Source organism: Nostoc sp. CMAA1605 (assembly GCF_021596505.1).
In the GTDB taxonomy this organism is placed as follows: Bacteria; Cyanobacteriota; Cyanobacteriia; order Cyanobacteriales; family Nostocaceae; genus Trichormus.
The window spans coordinates 87,228-107,297 of sequence record NZ_PJIZ01000015.1 but is presented as its reverse complement, the minus strand read 5'-3'; the positions used below and the strand labels follow the sequence as shown (position 1 = coordinate 107,297).

The following is a 20,070-nucleotide window of genomic DNA, read 5'->3' as shown; positions in this document are numbered from 1 at the left end:
CCCGCAAGCCTGATTCTGAAGTGGTCAAATTTGATGAATTTAGGTTGAAATAATCTAAATTTTGCGGCTTTAGGTTTTTATCCATGTCTCTATTATCAAACCTAAAGCCGCCTACTCCTAACACCTAATACCAATTATCCAAAATTACGTAACAGATGCAAAGCTTGAAAACCATTACGAATTGCGAATTGCGTTAGCGTAGCGGGACGCTAGTCCATTGCGAATTGCGAATTGGTATAATTATTTCTTGGCAATTACCCACACTGCATGAACGATTCCTGGAATATAACCAAAGATAGTCAGCAAGATATTAATCCAAAAATCCTTACCAATACCTACCTGTAGAAATACTCCCAAGGGTGGGAAGAAAATCGCGCACAGAATTCGCACTAAATCCATATCAATCTCCCTGTGAAGATACGCTAATCAAGATGTCTTTTGTTCTTGGTTTTAACTACTCTAGAAAAGGTTACGATTCCTGAATTTTATTTAACTGTTTTTTTGTGAGTTGTTTTAGTAGATTTTGGCTTGAAAGTGGTGAGTGCTGAGTTGTGTTAGCGGTAGCGCGGCGTTTAGCCGGTGCTGAGTGGTGAGTTAAGAAATAAAATCTACCTTGTCTACCTTGTCTACCTTGTCTACCTTGTCTACCTTGTCTACCTTGTCTACCTTGTCCCCAGTCCCCAGTCCCCAACTAGCCGCCACTAATTTTGGCTTTATAACCTAGACTAAGCAGAATTTCTAAAATTTTCTGCTTGTGGTCGCCTTGAATTTCAATTTCATTATCTTTAACTGTGCCACCTGTACCACACTGGGTTTTGAGCTTTTTGACCAAATCAGCTAAGGTTTCTGGTTTAGTTTGAAACCCAGTGATGACTGTGACTGTTTTACCTTTACGTCCGGCGCGGGTGGCTTGGACTCTGACGTTTTGTTGATTTGGTGGTAGTTCTGGGGTGGGTCGTTCTGTGGCGGCGGGGTTATCGTGACCAAATTCGCGGTAGGCGTATTGCTTTTTGTCAGACTTGGAATTGGAGGAAGACATAAAAATTTTAGTGGGAAAATACTGGAGATGCGATCGCAGATGCTTCTAGGAATCAAATTCTAGACTAACATTACATATCTCTTCCGACTTCTCTAATCTATTCTCTCTGCTTCAGACTTTCAATATAATAATGAAGCTATCTCATCACAAAAGTAATTTCCGTGACTACCACTCCCCTTTCTCCAAGTTCTCCCTCTACCACTCAAGTTCCCGATATTCAAGGACGCTTTGGACGCTTTGGCGGTAAGTACGTCCCGGAAACTTTAATGCCTGCTTTAGCGGAGTTAGAAGCAGCTTATCAGCAATACCGCCATGATCCCAGTTTTCAAGCTGAACTCCAACAACTTTTAGCAGACTATGTAGGACGCGCCACACCGTTATATTTTGCGGAACGTCTAACAGCTCACTATGCTAGACCAGACGGTACAGGCGCACAAATTTATCTGAAGCGTGAAGATTTAAATCACACCGGCGCGCACAAAATTAATAATGCTCTCGGTCAAGTCTTGTTAGCCAAGCGCATGGGTAAACAGCGCATCATCGCGGAAACAGGCGCAGGACAACACGGTGTCGCAACTGCTACAGTTTGCGCTCGTTTTGGCTTGGAGTGTGTGATTTATATGGGTGTTCACGATATGGAACGCCAAGCTTTGAATGTGTTTAGAATGCGGCTGATGGGTGCTGAAGTCCGTCCGGTTGCTGCTGGGACTGGTACTCTCAAGGATGCTACCTCTGAAGCTATCCGAGATTGGGTGACAAATGTGGAAACTACACATTACATTTTAGGTTCGGTGGCAGGCCCCCATCCTTACCCGATGATGGTACGCGATTTTCATGCGATCATCGGTCAAGAAACTCGCAATCAAGCTATGGAAAAATGGGGCGGTTTACCTGATATCCTCATGGCTTGTGTGGGTGGTGGTTCTAATGCGATGGGACTATTTTATGAGTTCGTCAATGAGCCTTCTATCAGGTTGATAGGCGTAGAAGCGGCTGGGGAAGGTGTAAATACAGAAAAACACGCCGCTACCTTGACAAAAGGACGAGTTGGTGTATTACATGGGGCGATGAGTTACCTGTTGCAAGATGAAGACGGACAAGTAACGGAAGCACACTCTATTAGTGCAGGGTTAGATTATCCTGGTGTCGGCCCTGAACACAGCTATTTAAAAGATATTGGTCGTGCTGAATACTACAGTGTGACTGATGCTGAGGCTTTGGAGGCATTCCAAAGATTATCTCGCCTAGAAGGAATCATACCAGCTTTGGAAACATCCCACGCGATCGCCTATCTAGAAACCCTATGTCCTCAACTTAGTGGCAGTCCCCGCATTGTGATTAACTGCTCTGGCCGTGGTGACAAGGATGTACAAACTGTAGCTAAGTTTTTAACCTAAGAATAAATCTATCTCAAGACATAAATTTGTCTCAAAAAATTGAGGTGGAAAATGACAAAATAAAATCAATTTTCCACCAAAAATTAGGAAATATCATTCTAATGATAGAGGGCGATCCTGGGCGATCGCCTTTTCTTTTATGAAAAACTAAGAATTTAAACGTGAGCAGAGAATATTCGTAGTTAGGTAACTGTAACCAAAGATATATAGACACATAGTGAGTTTGTGCAATCCATAACGGTCTGGTTATATGGTTGCAACAACTACATGGCTGGAAAAATGCTCCGAACGACAATTTATAGTCTTGCTTTAGGCAGTTTTGTTCTCGCCAGTGGAGCAAGTGCTGTTTCCCTAAAAACTCAACCTGTTCAGTCAAAGTCTACAACTACTACCTATCTTCTAGGACAATTTTTCCCAGGACAATATAATCGTCCTCCTAGACCGTATAATCGTCCTGTACAGTCTTTTCCCCAAAGACCATATAATCCAGGAACATCAAATCCTGGCTCTTTTGGTGGACAATCAAATCAAGGTTCTTCTGGTGGACAGCCAAATCAAGGTTCTCCGAGTGAACCATCAAATCCCAGTTCTTCTGGTGGAAAATCTAACTCGAATACTGCTGCTATCGAAGATTCAGTTTTTAACCAAATCAACCAATATAGAGCTTCCATAAATCTACCGGCACTTACACGCAATTCTGCTATTGATGAACAGGCTAGAATTCATAGCCAAAATATGGCTAGCGGTAAAGTTCCCTTTAGTCATCAGGGTTCTACACAGAGATTTCAAGCAACTGGTATTGCTTATAAAACCGCCGGTGAAAATGTTGCTTACAACCAAGATAGAGACGCAGCAACCAGTGCTGTAAAAGGCTGGTTAAACAGTCCAGAACACCTGACTAACATCAAAAGCAATACTAATTTGACTGGTATTGGTGTTGCAGTCAATGGCCGAGGTGTAGTTTATCTCACACAAATTTTCATGCGCTCATAAACTAGAATAAGGAATTTTAGATTTTGCTATTGAATAATTCAAAATCTAAAATTCCTTTATCTCCCGCCACTGAATAAATATTCAAAAGTATCCTGTTATATATTCCAGGATATAGAAGTTAGAGTATAGGTCTTATAGTATGTACACAAAGTAATTTCGCATGTCCCGACAACCTGCTTTTGGCATCGCTTTAAGTACGCTTGTCCTTTCTGGAGTATTACTTGCTCCTTCGATACCAGGCCATACGTCTACACAGTCACCTAATAATGAGCAATCGTTATCGACTGTTTCTCGTCAAGTGGCTACTTCCAACAGCTATCAAACTACTGCTTTAGAAAAATCAGTGTTTGAGCAAATTAATCGTTATCGGGTATCAAGAAAGTTGCCAAGGCTAACCTTAAATGCTAACATCACTCGCCAAGCTAGAATTCACAGCCGCAACATGGCTAGAGGTAAAGCACCATTTAGTCATGAAGGATTTGAGAGGAGAGTTTACGCTCTTCCCTTGAGGTACAAGAGTGCTGCGGAAAATCTCGCTTTTAATCGAGGATACAATGATCCTGCTAATCAAGCTGTGGTTGGCTGGTTAGAAAGTCCAGGACACTTGAAGAATATCCAAGGTAATTACAATCTTACAGGAATTGGTGTCGCTACGAACCAAAAAGGAGAAGTTTATCTCACACAGATTTTTCTGCGTACTCCCTAGAGGGAAAGGCAAAAGTAAAAAGGTAAAAGGCAAAAGAAAGAAGTAAAGCTTGATTTTGCTGGTTTTTCGCCTATTTTCAGGGATGGCTGAATTTATGCAGTGCTGTACTAGACGGCATTGGGGCTTTTCTGCACAATAATGATGTATTGTCTAACTGCATAGATTATTTTACGTAATTCATGACATTACAAGATTTTCAAGTAAGCGATCGCGATTTGAGTGACGCTGCGTTATCCCAATATTTACAATCGGAAGTATTGGCTGTTGATACGGAAACTATGGGATTGTTACCACAGCGCGATCGCTTGTGTCTAGTCCAGTTGTGTAATTCCCAAGGCCAAGTAACAGCCATTCGCATAGCCAAAGGACAAACAGCAGCACCCAATTTAAAGACGCTGCTAGAAGCTGATAATATCCTCAAAATATTTCATTTTGCACGGTTTGATGTTGCCACGTTACGGCACCATTTAGGCATTCATGTGCAACCAGTTTTCTGTACTAAGATTGCTAGTAAATTAGCGCGTACTTACACCAATCGTCATGGACTTAAGGATGTAGTGCAGGAGTTAGAAAATGTAGAACTCGATAAATCTGCTCAAAGTTCTGATTGGGGTAACGCCAGCAATTTATCTGAGGCTCAACTGAGTTACGCTGCTAATGATGTCCGTTATTTAATTGGTGTGCAACAGAAGTTAACTGCCATGTTACAAAGGGAAGATAGATGGGAACTTGCTCAACAATGCTTTCAAGTTTTACCCACTATTGTTGCTCTGGATTTATTACAATTCAAAGATTTGTTTGAGCATTAGTCAAATAGTCAACAGTCAACAGTCAATAGTCAACAGTCAACGATATCCTTTAGATAGAACATATCTAGGAAATCAACTATAGGCAATATCAGCCAAGATTTAAAGTTTAATTCCTGGATAATTCTAATGACTAATGACTGATGACTAATGACTAATGACTAATGACTAATGACTAATGACTATTGACTATTGACTATTGACTATTGACTAATCACACATCCTTTTGTTGTGTATCTACATGATTTTTGAGGCGATCAACAACATTATAGTCGTCTGCGCCGGCGGGGGTTTGGGATTCGATAATACCTTCTGTCGGGCCGCCAATTGCTTTCCATGCGGCTAAACCGCCTTTTAGTTCTGATATGTGTTCAAAACCAGCCGAACGAAGCATTCTTGCTGCTTCGGCGGTTTGTTCTTCTGTTGCACCGTAGACATAGATATCACGGCTTTTATCTAAAGATGGTACAGCACGATCTACCAATTGATCTATTGGCATTGTCATTGCACCCATGATATGACCTTCATTATAGACGGGGCGATCGCGGACATCCAAAATTGTAAAAGCTGGCTCACCCCATTCGAGACGGGATTTAACTACATGAACGTCAGTTCTTGCTTCTACAGGGGGTTGTGGAGGAATTACACCACCGAATAAATTATTATTCATACCTTAACTATTACTTGTTAATTGCATTATTTGCAATTTACCTAATTATCTCGATTTCAGTTCTCTGGCTACGGTATGAACAACGGTAAATTCTCAAGATAGATTTATGATAATGTAGCTGTTTAGATTGTTATTTAATCGAGTGATTATTGCAGTTGATTGTCTGTGAGTGATAAAAATAATTTATCCTCTATTTGCTGTTTTAGTTCCTGTTGAATATTTACCTTACTTCGCAAACAATCGATGATTAATTTGTTAGCATACAGGTATTTTTTTAATTTTTCTAATTGTAAGTCTCGCCACTGCCAATCATGCCCAATATTTCGATATTTAATGAGATTATCTCTTAATCTGGTTTGCCAAAGATGATAGTTTATTTGCCACCATAAATAAAATTTCTCAGGATTACTTTCTGTACAAGGTAATTGTTTCTTAATCTGGTAAATTTCTTGCTTAAACTCTCCATCTCCTACTAAATCAATGGCTTCGTCAAAAGTAATATTCAAGAGACGAGCCTGATTAAAAATATGGGTATAACTACAGTTATTGCCAAAAGCTAATTTTAAATCATCAACATAATTGAGAATATTAAACAGCAGTTCATCCAGTGCTAATTCTGATTGAAAGGCTAAATTACCTAAAAACTCCCACTCAAATAGATAATTTTCACTATCACCTAAACCCACACTACAAACAAAATAAAAGGCACGTACCGCACTGGCATTATTTTTAGTTTTTACCAACTGTGCTTTTTGATTTAACCAGGCAAGATAAGCTTGTATTTGTTCATCGTTAGCTACAATGTCAGCAATATAATTGCTCATATAAATAATTGCTTCATCAGCCCTGCAAAGCATATTTGTGATGAACAAAAATACATGATACCAACGCTCTTGGGTGATGTGATTAATTAAAGATTCATTAACTAAGTTACAGGACTTTCCTAAAATATCTCTAGCGGTGAGGTACTCTAATAAACCTAAATGGGTAAAAGAATATATACCCCTAGCTCTTTCTACTAGTAAGCTATCTTGAAAAATCAGTCCTTGTAAAGCTGATGTGTGGTCTAAGGGTGTTAATGATTGTTGTAGGCTAGAATTATTGATATTCGGTAAAAATTCAAATAGCAATTGTTGAATTCTTTCTTGTTCAAAAAAATACTCTCCATTCGTAAAGGTGGTAGCAGCAATGTGAGCAATCAATTTTTTCTTACTACCCAAATTCAAGTTAGTATAAAAATCATCTCTCTTAATCCCTCTGGTTTCATCCCAACGAGACAGTAAAACATTCAAGACTTGTTCATATAAATTGACTAGGTTATATGTAAATTGTCCCTTAGCCTGAAATGATAAACATATTAAATGGAGTAATAAAGGGACTCTGGCTAATTCTCGAATGCGCTGATTTTCAGGTAAATTGAGATTTTGAAGAAATAATTTACTATTAGTCTCTCCATCAATAACAGATTGATGAGCAACTACAACCAACCAATTCTTAACATAAATCTCTATTTGTTTGTCATTAAAATCTGCTAACTCAACTTCAGTAAATCCAGGAAACCGATATTTATAAGCAGAAATGCGACAGCTAATAACAAATTGATTTTTGTAATAAATTTGAGTAAATTTACGTATTTCTCTGGTGACTATATCTGTATATTCTAAAGGTACTTCATCGAGTCCATCTAAGATAATGAGGACACTGCCGCGACTAAGTATAGATACAGTGGCTTTCTCATCGACATCACAGCAATTTAAGCTTTGGCTGATGTATTGTAAAAGATTGAATTCCCCTTCATCTTGAGCATCTTCGGCAAATTCTTTTAACCGCACAAACACAGGAACAAGATGTGGTTGAAATTTACCTTGATTGCAAGCGATCGCCAAATACTGTAAAAATGTAGTCTTACCAGAACCAGATTTCCCTAGTAACATCAACTTAGGCGATCGCAATACAACCTCTAACCCTGGTAATGTATTGCAGTTATTATTGCCATCCAAAGCTGAATTATCCTTGAAATCAGCAATATCACGCCATTTTTGGCTAGTTACTTCTGGCAAAACTTCCACAGAAGTATAAATTTCATCTAGCGGTACTGCTCGTGCCACATCTAGCATTTGTAGCGTACTACACTGATCTTGAATTTTTTCTTGACATTTTTGGCGTAGTTCGCCGACTAAAGCATTGATATCAGCTTTTTGAGAAGTCAGAGAAGATGTAATTTCTGATACATCAAAATAATCCATGCCAGCAACTTGTTGCCAAGACAGTCCTAGTTGTTGGCAAATTTGCACAAAACAACTACGAGAAACAGGTTCACCCGCAAAAAACTTAGATACTGGTTGGCGTGTGATACCCAATGCTGTGGCTAATTTTTGCTGACTCAAGGTTTTGTCTGTTAAAGCTGTCTTTGCAGCTTTAATCCCTTCTGGTGATGCTTTGAGTCCTCGGCTTGTCATACTCCCAGAAAATATTTCATTAAACGCTAAAGATATGGCCTTGTACGTAGACGCACTCCGGACAAAGACTCGTATATATCCTGAGAAAGATTCTTCATCGGATATTTCAGAGTAGGGTATGGTAGATGGATTTTGAGTTGAAACGATTCAATGGCTGGAAATTTTCAGCCATCCACCAGCAGTTAGAGAATGATTGATGGGTAGAGGAACACACTGAAATTTAAAGTTTCTCTTAACTGTGAAGATTATCAATTATAGCATCAAAGCATAAAAACATACCAAACTCATACAAAACTCATACATTTGGTATGCAGTATGATAGCTGAAGTTTTGAGAAATTTAATGGAAAATTAAGTGTAGTTCAGTAGTACAGAGGCAGTGCATAGCGACAACTGGCTGTAAGTTTAAGTAATTGCAGAAGTAGGCGATCATGAACCGTGTACACCAGAACAAACAAATAGACGTTGGGCAAGAAAATTTTGGATTTTAGATTTTGGATTAGCTTGTTATCTAGAATCCAAAATCTAAGATTTAAAAATACTTATTCCCAATTCGTTGTTTTCTATACAGTTAATTAACTTGCCAAGTTAACATAAGGCTAAAACAATATGGTGACGCTGACCGCTTCAAATCCTAAAATTCTTGTTGTAGACGATGATTTTGGTGTTCGTAACCTGATATATCGCTTTCTAGGTCGCAAGTATCAAATCGAGTCAGCTGCTGATGGTAAAACAGCTTTGGCGTTATTTGAGCAGTTTGAGCCTGCTTTAGTAATTCTGGATTGGAACTTACCAGATACAAGTGGTTATAAACTGTGCCAAGAAATGCAGAGTCGGAATAACGTCTTAGTGATGATTCTCAGTGGGAGAACAGAAGAAAACGACAGAATCAAAATCATGGCTGCTGGTGCTGATGATTTTATTACTAAACCCTTCAGCCTCGCTGAAATTGAAGTGAGAGTCCAAGCACTCTTAAGACGCATTCGTTCTATTAAACCATCTCCCTCGCAACGTTTAATTTTCAAACAACTAGCAATTAACCCAGATGGTAGAGAAGTCACCCTAAATGATAAACCCCTAAACTTAACAGCTTTAGAGTTTAATATCTTACACTTTTTAGCTAGTCATCCTGGTCAAGCCTGGAGTCGTCCCCAACTCATCCAAAAAATTTGGGGTTGCGACTATGTGGGAGATGGTAGGGTAGTTGATGTTCACATTGGTCAGTTGCGGAAAAAATTAGAAGCTGATACTAGTGTGCCGGAGTTTATCAAAACTGTGCGGGGTTACGGTTATAAGTTTGAAATCCCCGAATAAAATGCTGAAAAATTCATCTGAATTCATCCGGTGTTTTTGAATAAAACTCTGTATTTGTTGATTTAGTGTTCCCTGTTTTTGATTATTTTTCTCAGCCAAAACTGTATGGAGTTTATTAATTACGCTCCCATACCAGAATAGCGTTTTAATCCCGCACGCCATAACCAACGATTTGCACCTAAAAATATTAATATCCAGGCAATTAGTGATAGAAATCCCCTTGTTATATCTACCGGCAGACCTACCAAAATACTAGCGGGAAAATCAATGAGGTATGGAAAGGGTGTAAATAAAACTACCTCTCGAATAGGTGCGGGAAAAACTTCTAAAGGAGCAATCAAACCTGATAAGAAAAGATAAAATAAAAACCAAAAATTCTCTATTGCATTAGCTCTTTCTGTCCAAAAAGCAAACATAGCAAAGGTGTATTGAATCACAAACCTTAAAATAAAAGCTAAACTCACAGCTAAGGTAAATAACAACACCTGACCCAAATTAGGCAGCCAAAATGCTTGAGGATATAGAAAGAAAAACAGGAATATTAAGATAATTGCAAAGGGTATGCGAGCCACTCTTTCTGAAAGATGAGAGGCGACATGATGCCACACTGGATCTAGAGGTTGTAATAATTTGGGAGATAATTTACCTTCTACCACTTCCCTTTCAAACTCCCAAATTACCCAAACAACGGAAATTTGTCTGACAACAAAAACTGTCAAAAAATAACGCGCAAAGTCAACAGAAGATAAACCAAACTGTCCACTTTGGGAAGCTTTAATCCAAACCCCCATTAAAATAATCGGCAAAGAACCAGACAGAACCCATAAAATCAGTTCTGCTCGGTACTCCACCATATAAGCGTAATAAACTGTCAGTAAAGTCAGTGCTTTTCTAATAATGCTTTTCATATAAATTTGAATTTTGTAGCTTTAGCTTCCTGTAGGGTATTTTCAATTAAGTAGAACAAGGTAAATAATTAAAGGTTGGTAGTGAGAACTTTAGTTCTCTCTCCGTTCGCGTAGCGTGTCGTAGACAGATGCTCCGCGAACAGAAAAGGACTAAAGTCCTTACTACGAACTGAATTCTAGTATTTTTACATTGTTTAACATAGTTTGTTTTTTCCAGTCGTTCTACTTGTTTACACAACTCCCGCCTGAAAAACACGTCCAATGACTTCTTCTATCGGTGGTTCTGTAACTGTTAAATCTATCACTTCTAAGTCTGTTAAAATCTGGGTAACTGTGCGCGTTAGATTTTCTTGTTGTACCATAAAACACGCAGAACGACCTTCTAAATGTTGCACATCACCATAAAGTTGAAGTTTTTCTAACGGTAACGCTTGGGCTAATTCTACATAAACTTCTCTATAAGGGGCAAAACGTTCTAAAAGTCCATCTAAGCTGCCATCATACATAAGTCTACCTTGATGGATGAGCAGCACACGTTGACATAAAGCTGTAATATCTGCCATGTAGTGGCTAGTTAATAATACAGTCGCTTGATAACGCTGATTGTATTCTCGCAAAAAATCTCGTACTGCTACTTGAGCATTGACATCTAACCCCAAGGTGGGTTCATCTAAAAATAAAACATGGGGACGGTGTAATAATGCTGCTAATAATTCAGCTTTCATCCGTTCGCCTAAAGACAGTTTCCGCACTGGCTGTTTAAGTTTATCTTCTAAGGCCAGCATTTCTGTTAATTCTCCTAGCCGTCGCTGAAATTCTTTATCAGAAATGTTGTAGACAGCAGCATTAATTTTCAAGGAATCTATAGCTGGTAAGTCCCAAAGTAGTTGTTGTTTTTGTCCCATTACCAAGGTAATTTTTTGTAGAAATGCTTCTTGGCGCAAAAAAGGAACATAACCAGCGACTCTGACTGTACCGCCAGAGGGGTGAATGAGTCCGGTGAGCATTTTAAGTGTGGTGGTTTTTCCTGCGCCATTTGGCCCTAAAAAACCCACAACTTCCCCAGGCGCAATTTCAAAAGAAACATCCTGAACTGCATGAATGGAACGATAAACACGACGGAAAAAATGGTTAATTGTACCTTTAATTCCCGGCTCTTTTACTGCCACAGGATAGGATTTACTTAAATTTTCGGCAATAATAATTGACATGGTCATCCGATTTGATGATTGAAGGTAATGGGATTAGATATTGGGGAAAGTAGTACGATTATACTTATTTTTTCAAAAATCAAATAGGAGTCTGATATCAGTAGTTAACAAAATCACTTAGTCACATAATTTTGATTTGGCGATACCAATTACGCAGTCGTGCTGGTGCTACACCAAAGAGATAACCAATAATCATAATTTGATTGATGAGTGTAGTTTGAAGGATACCTTTTTGCAGCCATCTCCTGGCTGAAGTAATGACGGGTGTAGCTAAAATAACTATTTTACCTTGGTGTTTTAAGCGTCGCATCAGCTCAAAATCTTCCATGATGGGAAGTTCTGGAAAGCAGCCGATTTCTTGAAATACAGCTTTGGTAATAAAAATTGCTTGATCACCGTAGGGCATTTGCCAAAAGTGCGATCGCCATTTTACTCCCCACTCTACTAATCTTAACGCGAAAGGAGACGCATCTATTTGTAAAGTAAATGCCCCGGCTCTAACTCCTACTTGCTGTAGACTGGTGCGAATCATGTCGTCAAACCCTGGAGGTAAGCGCGTATCTGCATGGAGAAACAGCAAAATCTCCCCACTCGCCACAGCCGCGCCTGTATTCATTTGCACAGCCCGCCCAGGAGTAGATAAGATGACTTTTACACCCAATGATTCAGCTATAGCTACGGTATCATCTTGAGAGCCTGCATCTACGACTATGATTTCTATATTCGTGCTAGGTTGAGTCGTGGCTATAGTTTGTTTGATATTCCCTGCTTCGTTGAGTGTAGGAATAATAATGGAAATCTTGGTTGCAGTGAGAGTTTGACTCATGATTTATGATCATTGCAGTTGTGCGATCGCTTCTTTGATGGCACTGGCAATAGTTCCTTCTGCAAGATTATCAATTATTTGTTGACCTTGTAAAATTAAAAGCTGCTTAAAAATTTTATCTTTTTCGGCTTCATGCAAGAGTAATTGTTTAATCAGTTCCGCTTGAGTTGCTGTTGTCGTAGCCACACTTTTTCCTGTGAGTTGAGCCAAAAAATGCTGTACCTTATTTGAGACTTGCATTGGTGCATCACTATTAGCCACAATACTCCGCACTTGCTCTGCCGCTTCATTATATTCTATTTGTCCAGAGCCAGTTAAATTAGTAATGGTGCTACCATTAATTACAAAACTGTTACCCAAGGGACGCTTACTAAATTCTTTAATCGCTTCTGCTTGACTACTAGCAATTCCTAGTAAACTGTTAATCTGTTGTTCTTTAGTAGCTAGTAATTGTCTCAGATCATCATAGGAATCATATAAACGTTGCTCAACTTCCTGAGAAGAAATATTTTCATTGTGAGTCACCTTAGCAACCCAAAGATCACCTTTCTTTTCAATTCCTTTGAGTTGTAATCCTAAACTTTCATCTTCTAATTCCAGTTTTTGCAAACTAAATGCAAAAGCACGCCAGTTTACCCCCTCTTTGAAAACCAATTCTACAATATTACCTACTTCCTGATACAATGATTCAAATTCTCTAGGTTCAAAGTTGCGGTCTAGTGGATAACGATCAATTGGTTCGCCTTTTTCATCTAGTTTGCGATATATATAATCACATTGAACGTTAGTAAAGCGAGTTTGACTGTTGACATTCCAATTTTGAATACAAATCCCTGTTAAATTGGCGTTTGTAAAGTCAACATCTATGACTTGAGCATTAGCCAGAATACTACCTCGTAAATCGGCATCTCGCAAGTCAGCACCGATTAAATTTGTGTCGATAAACTTCATCCGTCGCAAGTCAGCCCTTTGCAAATAAGCCCCTCTTAGGTTCAAATTACTAAAGTCTGGATCTTCTGAACAAGCATGAGTCAGGAGTTTTTGGATTTTGGGGAGTTTTAAGTCTAAATATCGACTATCTACCCTAGCACGTTCTAGTCCAGTGACACCTTGAAAACAGGTGCGGTAGAGTTTTCGGGCCCTTAAGTCTGTATTAGCTAGTTGGGCATTTTCAAAGTTGACACTACTTAAATCTAAATTGTAAAACGAAGTTCCACCCCAAGAACCAATTGCGATCGCCCAATTTCTCAAAAAATCTAAATTTTGCCAAGGCGGTGCTTGAAAATGAGTTATTCGTACACTGGAAATTACTATACCAAAGCCCAAAAATGCACTTAATAAAACTCCAAAAGTCTTAATTTGACTAACTGATAGGGTTGGGATAGTTAATTTAAATTTATGAATATCTTCATACAGTGAATAATTCAACTGAGCAGCCGTAAAACTAGCAAGTAAGATAATTATTAATATATATAATAAATCAACAAATTTTTGATATTTGCTGTTGATCAAAACGTCAGATATAGTTAGTGATAACATCGTAATTAAACAACATATTATAAAAATAGATGTCCAAATAATAGTACCTAATAAAACTCCTAAATTTACATCAGATTTTAAGATTCCTATAAATTTTAAAATTGTGACTATAACTGTACTGGAAAATAATATTAATAATCCTGTTGACAAAAAAGATTGTACATAACCCTTACTTAAAGTGATTAATGTCCAAAATATAATTGTTATGACAGCAAAAAGGTTCCCAATCCAATCATCTGGCGATTCCACAACAAAGATATTTTTACAAATCATTGCACCTATTGTCCCCATTAAAATAGCTGCAACTATGTTCAGTAAAATACATTTAGTAATTAATAAAATTTTGACGATTATGGAGTTACCTGTAACAATACTATGTAAGTCATTTATTACGGATTGTTGCAAAAACTTTTTTCCTCTATATATTTTTTTACATTTGTCCATGATTTAACTGCCAGTATTATTATGTTAGAATATTTAGCAAATTTATTACATAATCATACTGTAAAACTACATAAAGGCAAAGTATGTCTCAGATTATTGAATTTATTCCTAATTCATCAATTGGTGGTTTGGGGCGCATTCTCGGAACAAGCAATTCACCTACACTGACTCACCTTCCTTTCAAAGATAAAGATATTGATATTCAACAATTATTAAAAATAATACTTAAAAGAATTGCCTATAAGCAAAATCCAGATATTAATGCTAATCCCAGCATGACGACTGTTTTTGGTCAGCCAGATTTTTTGCCATTCCCATTTCTATCATTGGGGATCAGGCGAGGAGTCGCTGTGTGCCGCTTAATTAGAGAATTTTCATCGGTAACTAGTGCTGAGAGTTTTATTAATGCTATTTCCGAAGTTGAGAAATCGAGAAACAAGTATTTTTCGCTAGCAGAATTAGCTGAAATTTGTTGTATTTCTATTCAGGAAGCGGAAAATATATTTGAGTTCAAGGATAAGACTATTGCGGATGATAAAATTATCTTAAAGCCGGAGTATTTTGTGGAAAAAATGAAGCGAATTCCTGTGGCGACAGGATTTCTAGTGGGAAGAAATGAGTTGTTAACTAGTTATCATGTCTTTCCATTAAAGGATGATAACGACTCCACAACACAATTGAATGAGTCATTAGTAAGTAGTGAATATACTGCTGAATTTAACTATGAACAAGACATTTTAGGACGGAAAATTGAATCTTTAGAGTATGGATTTGAAAAATTAGTTACTTATGATCCCGATTTAGACTTTGCTTTGATCAGACTAAAACGAGAACCGAAAAATAGTAAATACCAAGATGCAGGACAAGCAGGTGATCAATTTGGTTGGATTCCATTAATAGAAGATGATAGCCTAATTGCACCGCCACTTCTTTCAAGCCTTGAACAATCGACAGATATAGGAACAAAAGATGATCTTAAATTCTTAGAGGAAATCTTAGAAGATGTTCCGAAAGAGATTGAGAATATAAAAGAATTAAAAGATAAAGAAAACGTTACTGTTAAAGATGTTATAGAATTATTAAAAAAGAAAGCTAAAGTTGGTGATCCTGTTAATATTATTCAACATCCTAAAGGCAGATACAAAGAGGTTGTGCTGTCTAATAATAGAGTGCAAAAACTGCTTGAAGACTTCATTCTTTATGAAGCTGATGCTGATTTTAGTTCATCAGGTAGTCCAGTCATGAATCAACAGTGGCAACTAGTTGGGTTACACTGTGGGGCAATACCTAAAAATCAATCACCTTCAGAATCAGTGGAAATTGATCAAGAAATTGGTGTCAGAACTTATAAAATAGTCAAAAAATTAATTAATCAACTAGAATCAGATATCAAAAAATATTCGACGCTTGACAATGAGAAGCAAAAAATAACTATTGAACTTTGGTTCTTCGTGAAGGAATTTGTTCAACTACGAGAGTCAAAAGATAAAATTCCACAACTACCCAATTTACAAAACATTGCTAACATTTCTGGAGACAAAATCCACATATTACAACAATTACCTTACATTCCAAGTTCACTTTATTAATTTCGGTTGCAATACTGGTGTCAAATGTTCGGCAACTCCTGCCATGCGGATATTGACGCAACCAGATTTGTAAGCAAATTCTACTGATTTACCTGCACCCAAAGCATCATAAAAACCCACAGCAAATTCAATAGCAGATGTGTCGCCAATTCCCTGACTCATCCCAATGACGTAAGGAACATGACGAGCGATCGCACAAGCTTGTACTTTTGAGTAGCAAGCATTAAGTATAATACACTCTAATCTATCGGAAAATAATTCAAATAAAGCGGCTAAAGCTTCTGTGTCTACTAACTTTGGTGTACCCGTCTCATCCTCTAATACCAAACCTTCTTCGCCACCTCCGTGTCCTGAAAAATGAATAATTTGAGGGTTGAAGTCTAGTAAAGCACGTTGCACATCTCTAGCACGTACAGCCCATTTTTGCTGTAGTACAAATTGTTCCCGCCGTTTAGTCCTTTCTAACCCAGCGTCAATCTCTCGGATTTCTTCATCTAGACGTAGTCTGGTTGTACCTTTAGGGTTAGCTGCTAAAAATAAGATGGTTTTTGTTGCAGATGTATGGTTGACAACAGGTGAACTATCGGCTTTTGCAGCTTGAACAGCCTCGTTGTAATAAATTGCACCAGAACCAGTCAAGTTAGTAATTGAGCCACCAGAAATGTTAAAAGTATTGTTTGTAGAAGAGGAATCTGACTCAGACATAAGAAATTACTACTTTATCTAATTAGAATGTAAAATGTCGTCAATCTTAAATCTCCAAGCCCCGTACCCAAGGAGTGGTCAGGGTCAATCTAAAATCTAAAATCCAAAATTGGTTGACCCATCATTACTTATACTAAATTTTTGTTTCTTTGGGTCATGATTCCATTTTTAGGTAACAGATGAAAGCTATTAGAGAATATTGGTTGTGTCTTGGTGATAAAAATATGATGCCAACGGCTGTAAAAGTAGCTGTCGTAGTTGGTTCTATTTTATTTACCATTAATCATGGGGCAGCAGTGATTACAGGGAAAATGACTCGCGATCGCTGGATTGCTGCAACTTTAACTTATATAGTACCTTACTTAGTCAATATTCACGGTCAATATATTAGTCGTAATAAATCAAACAATTAACTGTTTTGACTATGGATAACTTGTTCAAATTCAACCACTGCATCATATTGGTCAGCTATAGTCAGATAATGCAGCAATAAAGTAGGGTCTAAATCAGGGAAAATCCACTTCTGGTAACTGCTTCATATTCACCATTCACACCTAAACGGAATATTTTTATAGTATTAGATTTCCAAAACCAAACTTCCGGCACTTTTTTGGGTTTGAATAACTCTTTTCTGTCAATAGTGCCACTGGTGACAATCACTTCAATCACAATGTCAGGAATTTCCTTTTCTTGACCAATGCTGTAAGATTCATCCGGCGTACCAGAAGCATATCCTGGTTCTTCCAGTGTGAAACCTCCACGAGCATAGAAGCGAATACCCAATACTCTCATGTAAGCTTCTAACAGCAAGCTGAGAGTTCTTTTTACTTTTTCATGCTTTTCTCCAATGGGGGACATGATTTCTAAAACTCCTGACAAATAAGACAGTCTGACATTGCGGTTGTCTTGGAGGTGTGCTTCAATACCTTTGAATTGCTCCCAAGAAACATTTTTGAGAGTCACCAGTTTTTCTTCTGTGGCTTGGTCTACAAGTGGAATGCTCATAACCAAATTCTTGTGGATAATAATTTTGTATTCACTTAATTCTAGTATTTAATCTTTGTTGCTAGTTACGTAGCAAAACCCTTACCCTACACCTCTATACCCATTTACAAAGACTGGTAAGCTGTTTTATCTAGGCCTTATTTTCAACTTGACTATGGCAACCATTAACGACAACTACTTAAAACTGAAAGCTGGTTACTTGTTTCCCGAAATTGCGCGGCGGGTAAATGCTTTTGCTCAAGCCAATCCCGATGCTAAAATTATCCGCCTGGGGATTGGGGATGTTACCGAACCTTTACCAGAAGCTTGCCGTACTGCCATGATTAAAGCTGTGGAAGAAATGGGCGATCGCGCTACTTTCCAAGGATATGGACCAGAACAAGGGTATGCTTGGTTAAGGGAAAAAATCGCTGCTCAAGATTTCCAAGCACGGGGATGTGATATTGATGCGTCAGAAATCTTTATTTCTGATGGTTCTAAATGCGACACAGGCAATATTCTCGATATCTTCGGTGATAACAATACTATTGCCGTTACTGACCCAGTTTATCCCGTGTATGTTGATACTAACGTCATGGCGGGACATACGGGAAATGCTAATGAAAAAGGTGAGTTTGAGGGCTTAGTTTACCTACCCATTACCGCCGAAAACAACTTTACAGCCGAAATTCCTGCCCAAAAAGTCGATTTAATTTATCTTTGCTTCCCCAATAATCCCACAGGTGCGATCGCCACTAAAGAACATCTCCAAGCGTGGGTAGACTACGCCAAAGCCAATAACTCGATTATTTTCTTTGATGCTGCGTACGAAGCTTATATTACAGATCCATCTCTGCCCCATTCTATCTACGAAATTGAAGGTGCGAGAGATTGCGCCATTGAGTTTCGTTCCTTCTCCAAAAACGCAGGCTTTACCGGTACACGTTGCGCCTTAACTGTCGTTCCCAAAACCTTGACAGCGAAAGCCGCCGATGGTTCTGATGTCGAACTGTGGAAACTGTGGAATCGTCGTCAGTCTACCAAATTTAACGGCGTATCCTACATTGTGCAACGGGGTGCGGAAGCAGTCTACTCGGAAGCTGGACAAGCGCAAATCAACGCTTTAATCAGTTTTTATCTAGAAAATGCCAAAATCATCCGCGAACAACTTACAGCCGCAGGTATCGCTGTCTACGGCGGTGTCAACGCGCCTTATGTTTGGGTAAAAACTCCCAACGGCCTTTCTAGCTGGGATTTCTTTGATAAATTACTCAATACCTGCAATGTTGTCGGTACACCTGGTTCTGGTTTTGGTGCTGCGGGTGAAGGTTACTTCCGCATTTCCGCATTTAACAGCCGTGAAAATGTAGAGGAAGCAATGAAGCGAATTACCGCAAAGTTTACGCAGTAGTGATGGACTGGGGACTGGGGACTGGGGACTGGGGACTGGGGACTGGGGACTGGGGATTGGGGATTGGGGACTGCGGACTGGGGACTGGAGACTGGGGTGCTAAGATTTTTTACTCAGCACTCAGCACTCAGCACTCAGCACTCAGCACTGAGCCGCTTAGGCCAAATAATTGCCGTCACGTTAACAACTAGGCAAGTAATTGCTAACCCTGACAAAATATAAGTGGGGACATCACTACACCAACGATAGACCAACTATGCACGTGTAGCATCATGAAGGCGGCGAAAATACTGGCAACAATAGCAGCTAGGAAAACTTGAAAATTGGGGCGACCGATGACAGCCAAAATAATTGTTAACAATGTGGCTAGTAAATTGGCTGGGATGAGAAACGCGCAAATACCAATACAGTTATGACGAGAGAACTCAGCTAAGTGATGAATATCAAGCATTAATTTTGTTGGGATAATGTTGGCATCTAAAAACTTAATCTATTTTTAGATATATCAACTTAATTCAGCATATATCTAAAGTAAATACTGCTGCATATATTTAACATAAATTAAAATACATAAGTGTTTAACTATGCTTGTAATAAATATTCACCAATAGTTGAGCAATATTTTAGAGGTGGGTAATGCCCACCTAGACAATGATTAGCCCATCAAAATCACCGTATCAATAACGTGAATTACGCCGTTATCAGCTTCGATATCTGCTGCTAACACCGTGGCATTTTTAACTTCAAAACCATCAGAACAGTCAATCTTGATAGGCGAACCTTCCACCGATGTGACTGTACCCAGTTTGGCTAAATCAGCCTGTTTCAGCTTTCCTGGTACGACATGAAACGTGAGAATTCTAGTTAATTGAGGGATATTCTGCACCAAGGTTTGGATAGTTCCTGGTGGTAATTTGGCAAAAGCATCATCATTAGGGGCAAAAACAGTAAAAGGCCCTGGACTTTTTAATGTTTCTACTAAACCAGCCGCTTGTACAGCAGTTACTAGAGTGTTAAAAGCACCGGCACCTACAGCAATATCAACAATATCAGCCATGTTTTTCACCTTA

General features: G+C 38.5%; 21 protein-coding genes and 1 pseudogene. 9 read left to right on the top strand and 13 right to left on the bottom strand.

What is annotated here, in order from left to right; genetic code table 11:
- Nucleotides 1-240 precede the first annotated feature (240 nt).
- From CV014_RS08255 to CV014_RS08245, 3 genes are all read right to left on the bottom strand, one after another.
- Nucleotides 241-399: a YqaE/Pmp3 family membrane protein gene (locus CV014_RS08255; protein ID WP_103137108.1), complete on the bottom strand. Its 159-nt coding sequence runs from the start codon at nt 397-399 to the stop codon at nt 241-243.
- Between the two features lie 70 nt (nt 400-469).
- Entirely contained in the window at nt 470-691 is a 222-nt protein-coding gene (locus tag CV014_RS08250; RefSeq protein WP_236141593.1) for a hypothetical protein, read from the bottom strand.
- Nucleotides 692-1,039, bottom strand: coding sequence for a translation initiation factor (locus CV014_RS08245; RefSeq protein ID WP_103137109.1), 348 nt, complete (start codon nt 1,037-1,039; stop codon nt 692-694).
- Nucleotides 1,040-1,200: 161 nt separating this feature from the next.
- On the opposite strand from CV014_RS08245, the gene trpB reads away from it, so the two are divergent.
- From trpB to CV014_RS08225, 4 genes are all read left to right on the top strand, one after another.
- Nucleotides 1,201-2,436 carry a tryptophan synthase subunit beta gene (gene trpB, locus CV014_RS08240; RefSeq protein WP_236141592.1) on the top strand — a complete coding sequence of 412 codons (1,236 nt, stop codon included), beginning with the start codon at nt 1,201-1,203 and terminating at the stop codon, nt 2,434-2,436.
- A 279-nt stretch (nt 2,437-2,715) separates the two neighbouring features.
- A complete protein-coding gene (locus CV014_RS08235) occupies nt 2,716-3,429 on the top strand; it encodes a CAP domain-containing protein (RefSeq protein WP_236141591.1) in 714 nt (237 codons plus the stop codon).
- A 160-nt stretch (nt 3,430-3,589) separates the two neighbouring features.
- A complete protein-coding gene (locus tag CV014_RS08230) occupies nt 3,590-4,135 on the top strand; it encodes a CAP domain-containing protein (protein ID WP_236141590.1) in 546 nt (181 codons plus the stop codon).
- Nucleotides 4,136-4,314: 179 nt separating this feature from the next.
- Nucleotides 4,315-4,944, top strand: a complete 630-nt coding sequence (locus CV014_RS08225; RefSeq protein ID WP_236141589.1) for a ribonuclease H-like domain-containing protein — start codon at nt 4,315-4,317, stop codon at nt 4,942-4,944.
- 211 nt (nt 4,945-5,155) lie between these two features.
- On the opposite strand, the gene CV014_RS08220 is transcribed toward CV014_RS08225, so the two are convergent.
- Nucleotides 5,156-5,611 carry a rhodanese-like domain-containing protein gene (locus CV014_RS08220; RefSeq protein ID WP_236141588.1) on the bottom strand — a complete coding sequence of 152 codons (456 nt, stop codon included), beginning with the start codon at nt 5,609-5,611 and terminating at the stop codon, nt 5,156-5,158.
- Nucleotides 5,612-5,757: 146 nt separating this feature from the next.
- Nucleotides 5,758-8,070, bottom strand: a complete 2,313-nt coding sequence (locus CV014_RS08215; RefSeq protein WP_236141587.1) for an NACHT domain-containing protein — start codon at nt 8,068-8,070, stop codon at nt 5,758-5,760.
- Between the two features lie 608 nt (nt 8,071-8,678).
- Between CV014_RS08215 and CV014_RS08210 the strand changes: the two genes are divergently transcribed.
- Nucleotides 8,679-9,383 carry a response regulator transcription factor gene (locus CV014_RS08210; RefSeq protein WP_236141586.1) on the top strand — a complete coding sequence of 235 codons (705 nt, stop codon included), beginning with the start codon at nt 8,679-8,681 and terminating at the stop codon, nt 9,381-9,383.
- A 119-nt stretch (nt 9,384-9,502) separates the two neighbouring features.
- On the opposite strand, the gene CV014_RS08205 is transcribed toward CV014_RS08210, so the two are convergent.
- The 4 genes from CV014_RS08205 to CV014_RS08190 form a co-directional block, all read right to left on the bottom strand.
- The gene (locus CV014_RS08205; protein WP_236141585.1) at nt 9,503-10,291 is read right to left on the bottom strand and encodes an ABC transporter permease; all 789 of its coding nucleotides are present in this window, start codon (nt 10,289-10,291) and stop codon (nt 9,503-9,505) included.
- Nucleotides 10,292-10,521: 230 nt separating this feature from the next.
- On the bottom strand, nt 10,522-11,502 hold the full coding sequence (locus CV014_RS08200) for an ABC transporter ATP-binding protein (RefSeq protein WP_236141584.1): 981 nt from the start codon (nt 11,500-11,502) through the stop codon (nt 10,522-10,524).
- A 121-nt stretch (nt 11,503-11,623) separates the two neighbouring features.
- Nucleotides 11,624-12,328 (bottom strand): TIGR04283 family arsenosugar biosynthesis glycosyltransferase, encoded by a 705-nt coding sequence (locus CV014_RS08195; protein WP_236141583.1) that lies wholly within the window; start codon nt 12,326-12,328, stop codon nt 11,624-11,626.
- A gap of 9 nt (nt 12,329-12,337) precedes the next feature.
- Nucleotides 12,338-13,867 carry a pentapeptide repeat-containing protein gene (locus CV014_RS08190; protein WP_236141582.1) on the bottom strand — a complete coding sequence of 510 codons (1,530 nt, stop codon included), beginning with the start codon at nt 13,865-13,867 and terminating at the stop codon, nt 12,338-12,340.
- A 527-nt stretch (nt 13,868-14,394) separates the two neighbouring features.
- Here CV014_RS08190 and CV014_RS08185 point away from each other — a divergent pair.
- The gene (locus CV014_RS08185; RefSeq protein WP_236141581.1) at nt 14,395-15,900 is read left to right on the top strand and encodes a trypsin-like serine peptidase; all 1,506 of its coding nucleotides are present in this window, start codon (nt 14,395-14,397) and stop codon (nt 15,898-15,900) included.
- Here CV014_RS08185 and CV014_RS08180 read toward each other — a convergent pair.
- The gene (locus CV014_RS08180) at nt 15,889-16,605 is read right to left on the bottom strand and encodes a CHAT domain-containing protein (RefSeq protein ID WP_236141580.1); all 717 of its coding nucleotides are present in this window, start codon (nt 16,603-16,605) and stop codon (nt 15,889-15,891) included. The genes CV014_RS08185 and CV014_RS08180 overlap by 12 nt on opposite strands.
- Nucleotides 16,606-16,784: 179 nt before the next feature.
- On the opposite strand from CV014_RS08180, the gene nrtS reads away from it, so the two are divergent.
- Nucleotides 16,785-17,018 carry a nitrate/nitrite transporter NrtS gene (gene nrtS, locus CV014_RS08175; protein ID WP_236141579.1) on the top strand — a complete coding sequence of 78 codons (234 nt, stop codon included), beginning with the start codon at nt 16,785-16,787 and terminating at the stop codon, nt 17,016-17,018.
- Nucleotides 17,019-17,106: 88 nt separating this feature from the next.
- Here the strand turns inward: nrtS and CV014_RS08170 are convergent, their stop codons facing one another.
- On the bottom strand, nt 17,107-17,610 hold the full coding sequence (locus CV014_RS08170) for a Uma2 family endonuclease (protein ID WP_236141578.1): 504 nt from the start codon (nt 17,608-17,610) through the stop codon (nt 17,107-17,109).
- Nucleotides 17,611-17,764: 154 nt separating this feature from the next.
- On the opposite strand from CV014_RS08170, the gene CV014_RS08165 reads away from it, so the two are divergent.
- Together CV014_RS08165 and CV014_RS08160 are read left to right on the top strand one after the other, a co-directional pair.
- Nucleotides 17,765-19,000, top strand: coding sequence for an LL-diaminopimelate aminotransferase (locus tag CV014_RS08165; protein WP_236141577.1), 1,236 nt, complete (start codon nt 17,765-17,767; stop codon nt 18,998-19,000).
- Nucleotides 19,000-19,191 (top strand): hypothetical protein, encoded by a 192-nt coding sequence (locus tag CV014_RS08160; RefSeq protein WP_442946895.1) that lies wholly within the window; start codon nt 19,000-19,002, stop codon nt 19,189-19,191. The genes CV014_RS08165 and CV014_RS08160 overlap by 1 nt, the downstream gene beginning before the upstream one ends.
- Here CV014_RS08160 and CV014_RS08155 read toward each other — a convergent pair.
- Together CV014_RS08155 and CV014_RS08150 are read right to left on the bottom strand one after the other, a co-directional pair.
- Nucleotides 19,135-19,451, bottom strand: a pseudogene (locus CV014_RS08155) (hypothetical protein). The gene CV014_RS08160 and the pseudogene CV014_RS08155 sit on opposite strands and share 57 nt — an antisense overlap.
- A 204-nt stretch (nt 19,452-19,655) precedes the next feature.
- The gene (locus CV014_RS08150; protein ID WP_236141576.1) at nt 19,656-20,057 is read right to left on the bottom strand and encodes a fasciclin domain-containing protein; all 402 of its coding nucleotides are present in this window, start codon (nt 20,055-20,057) and stop codon (nt 19,656-19,658) included.
- Between the last annotated feature and the right edge of the window lie 13 nt (nt 20,058-20,070).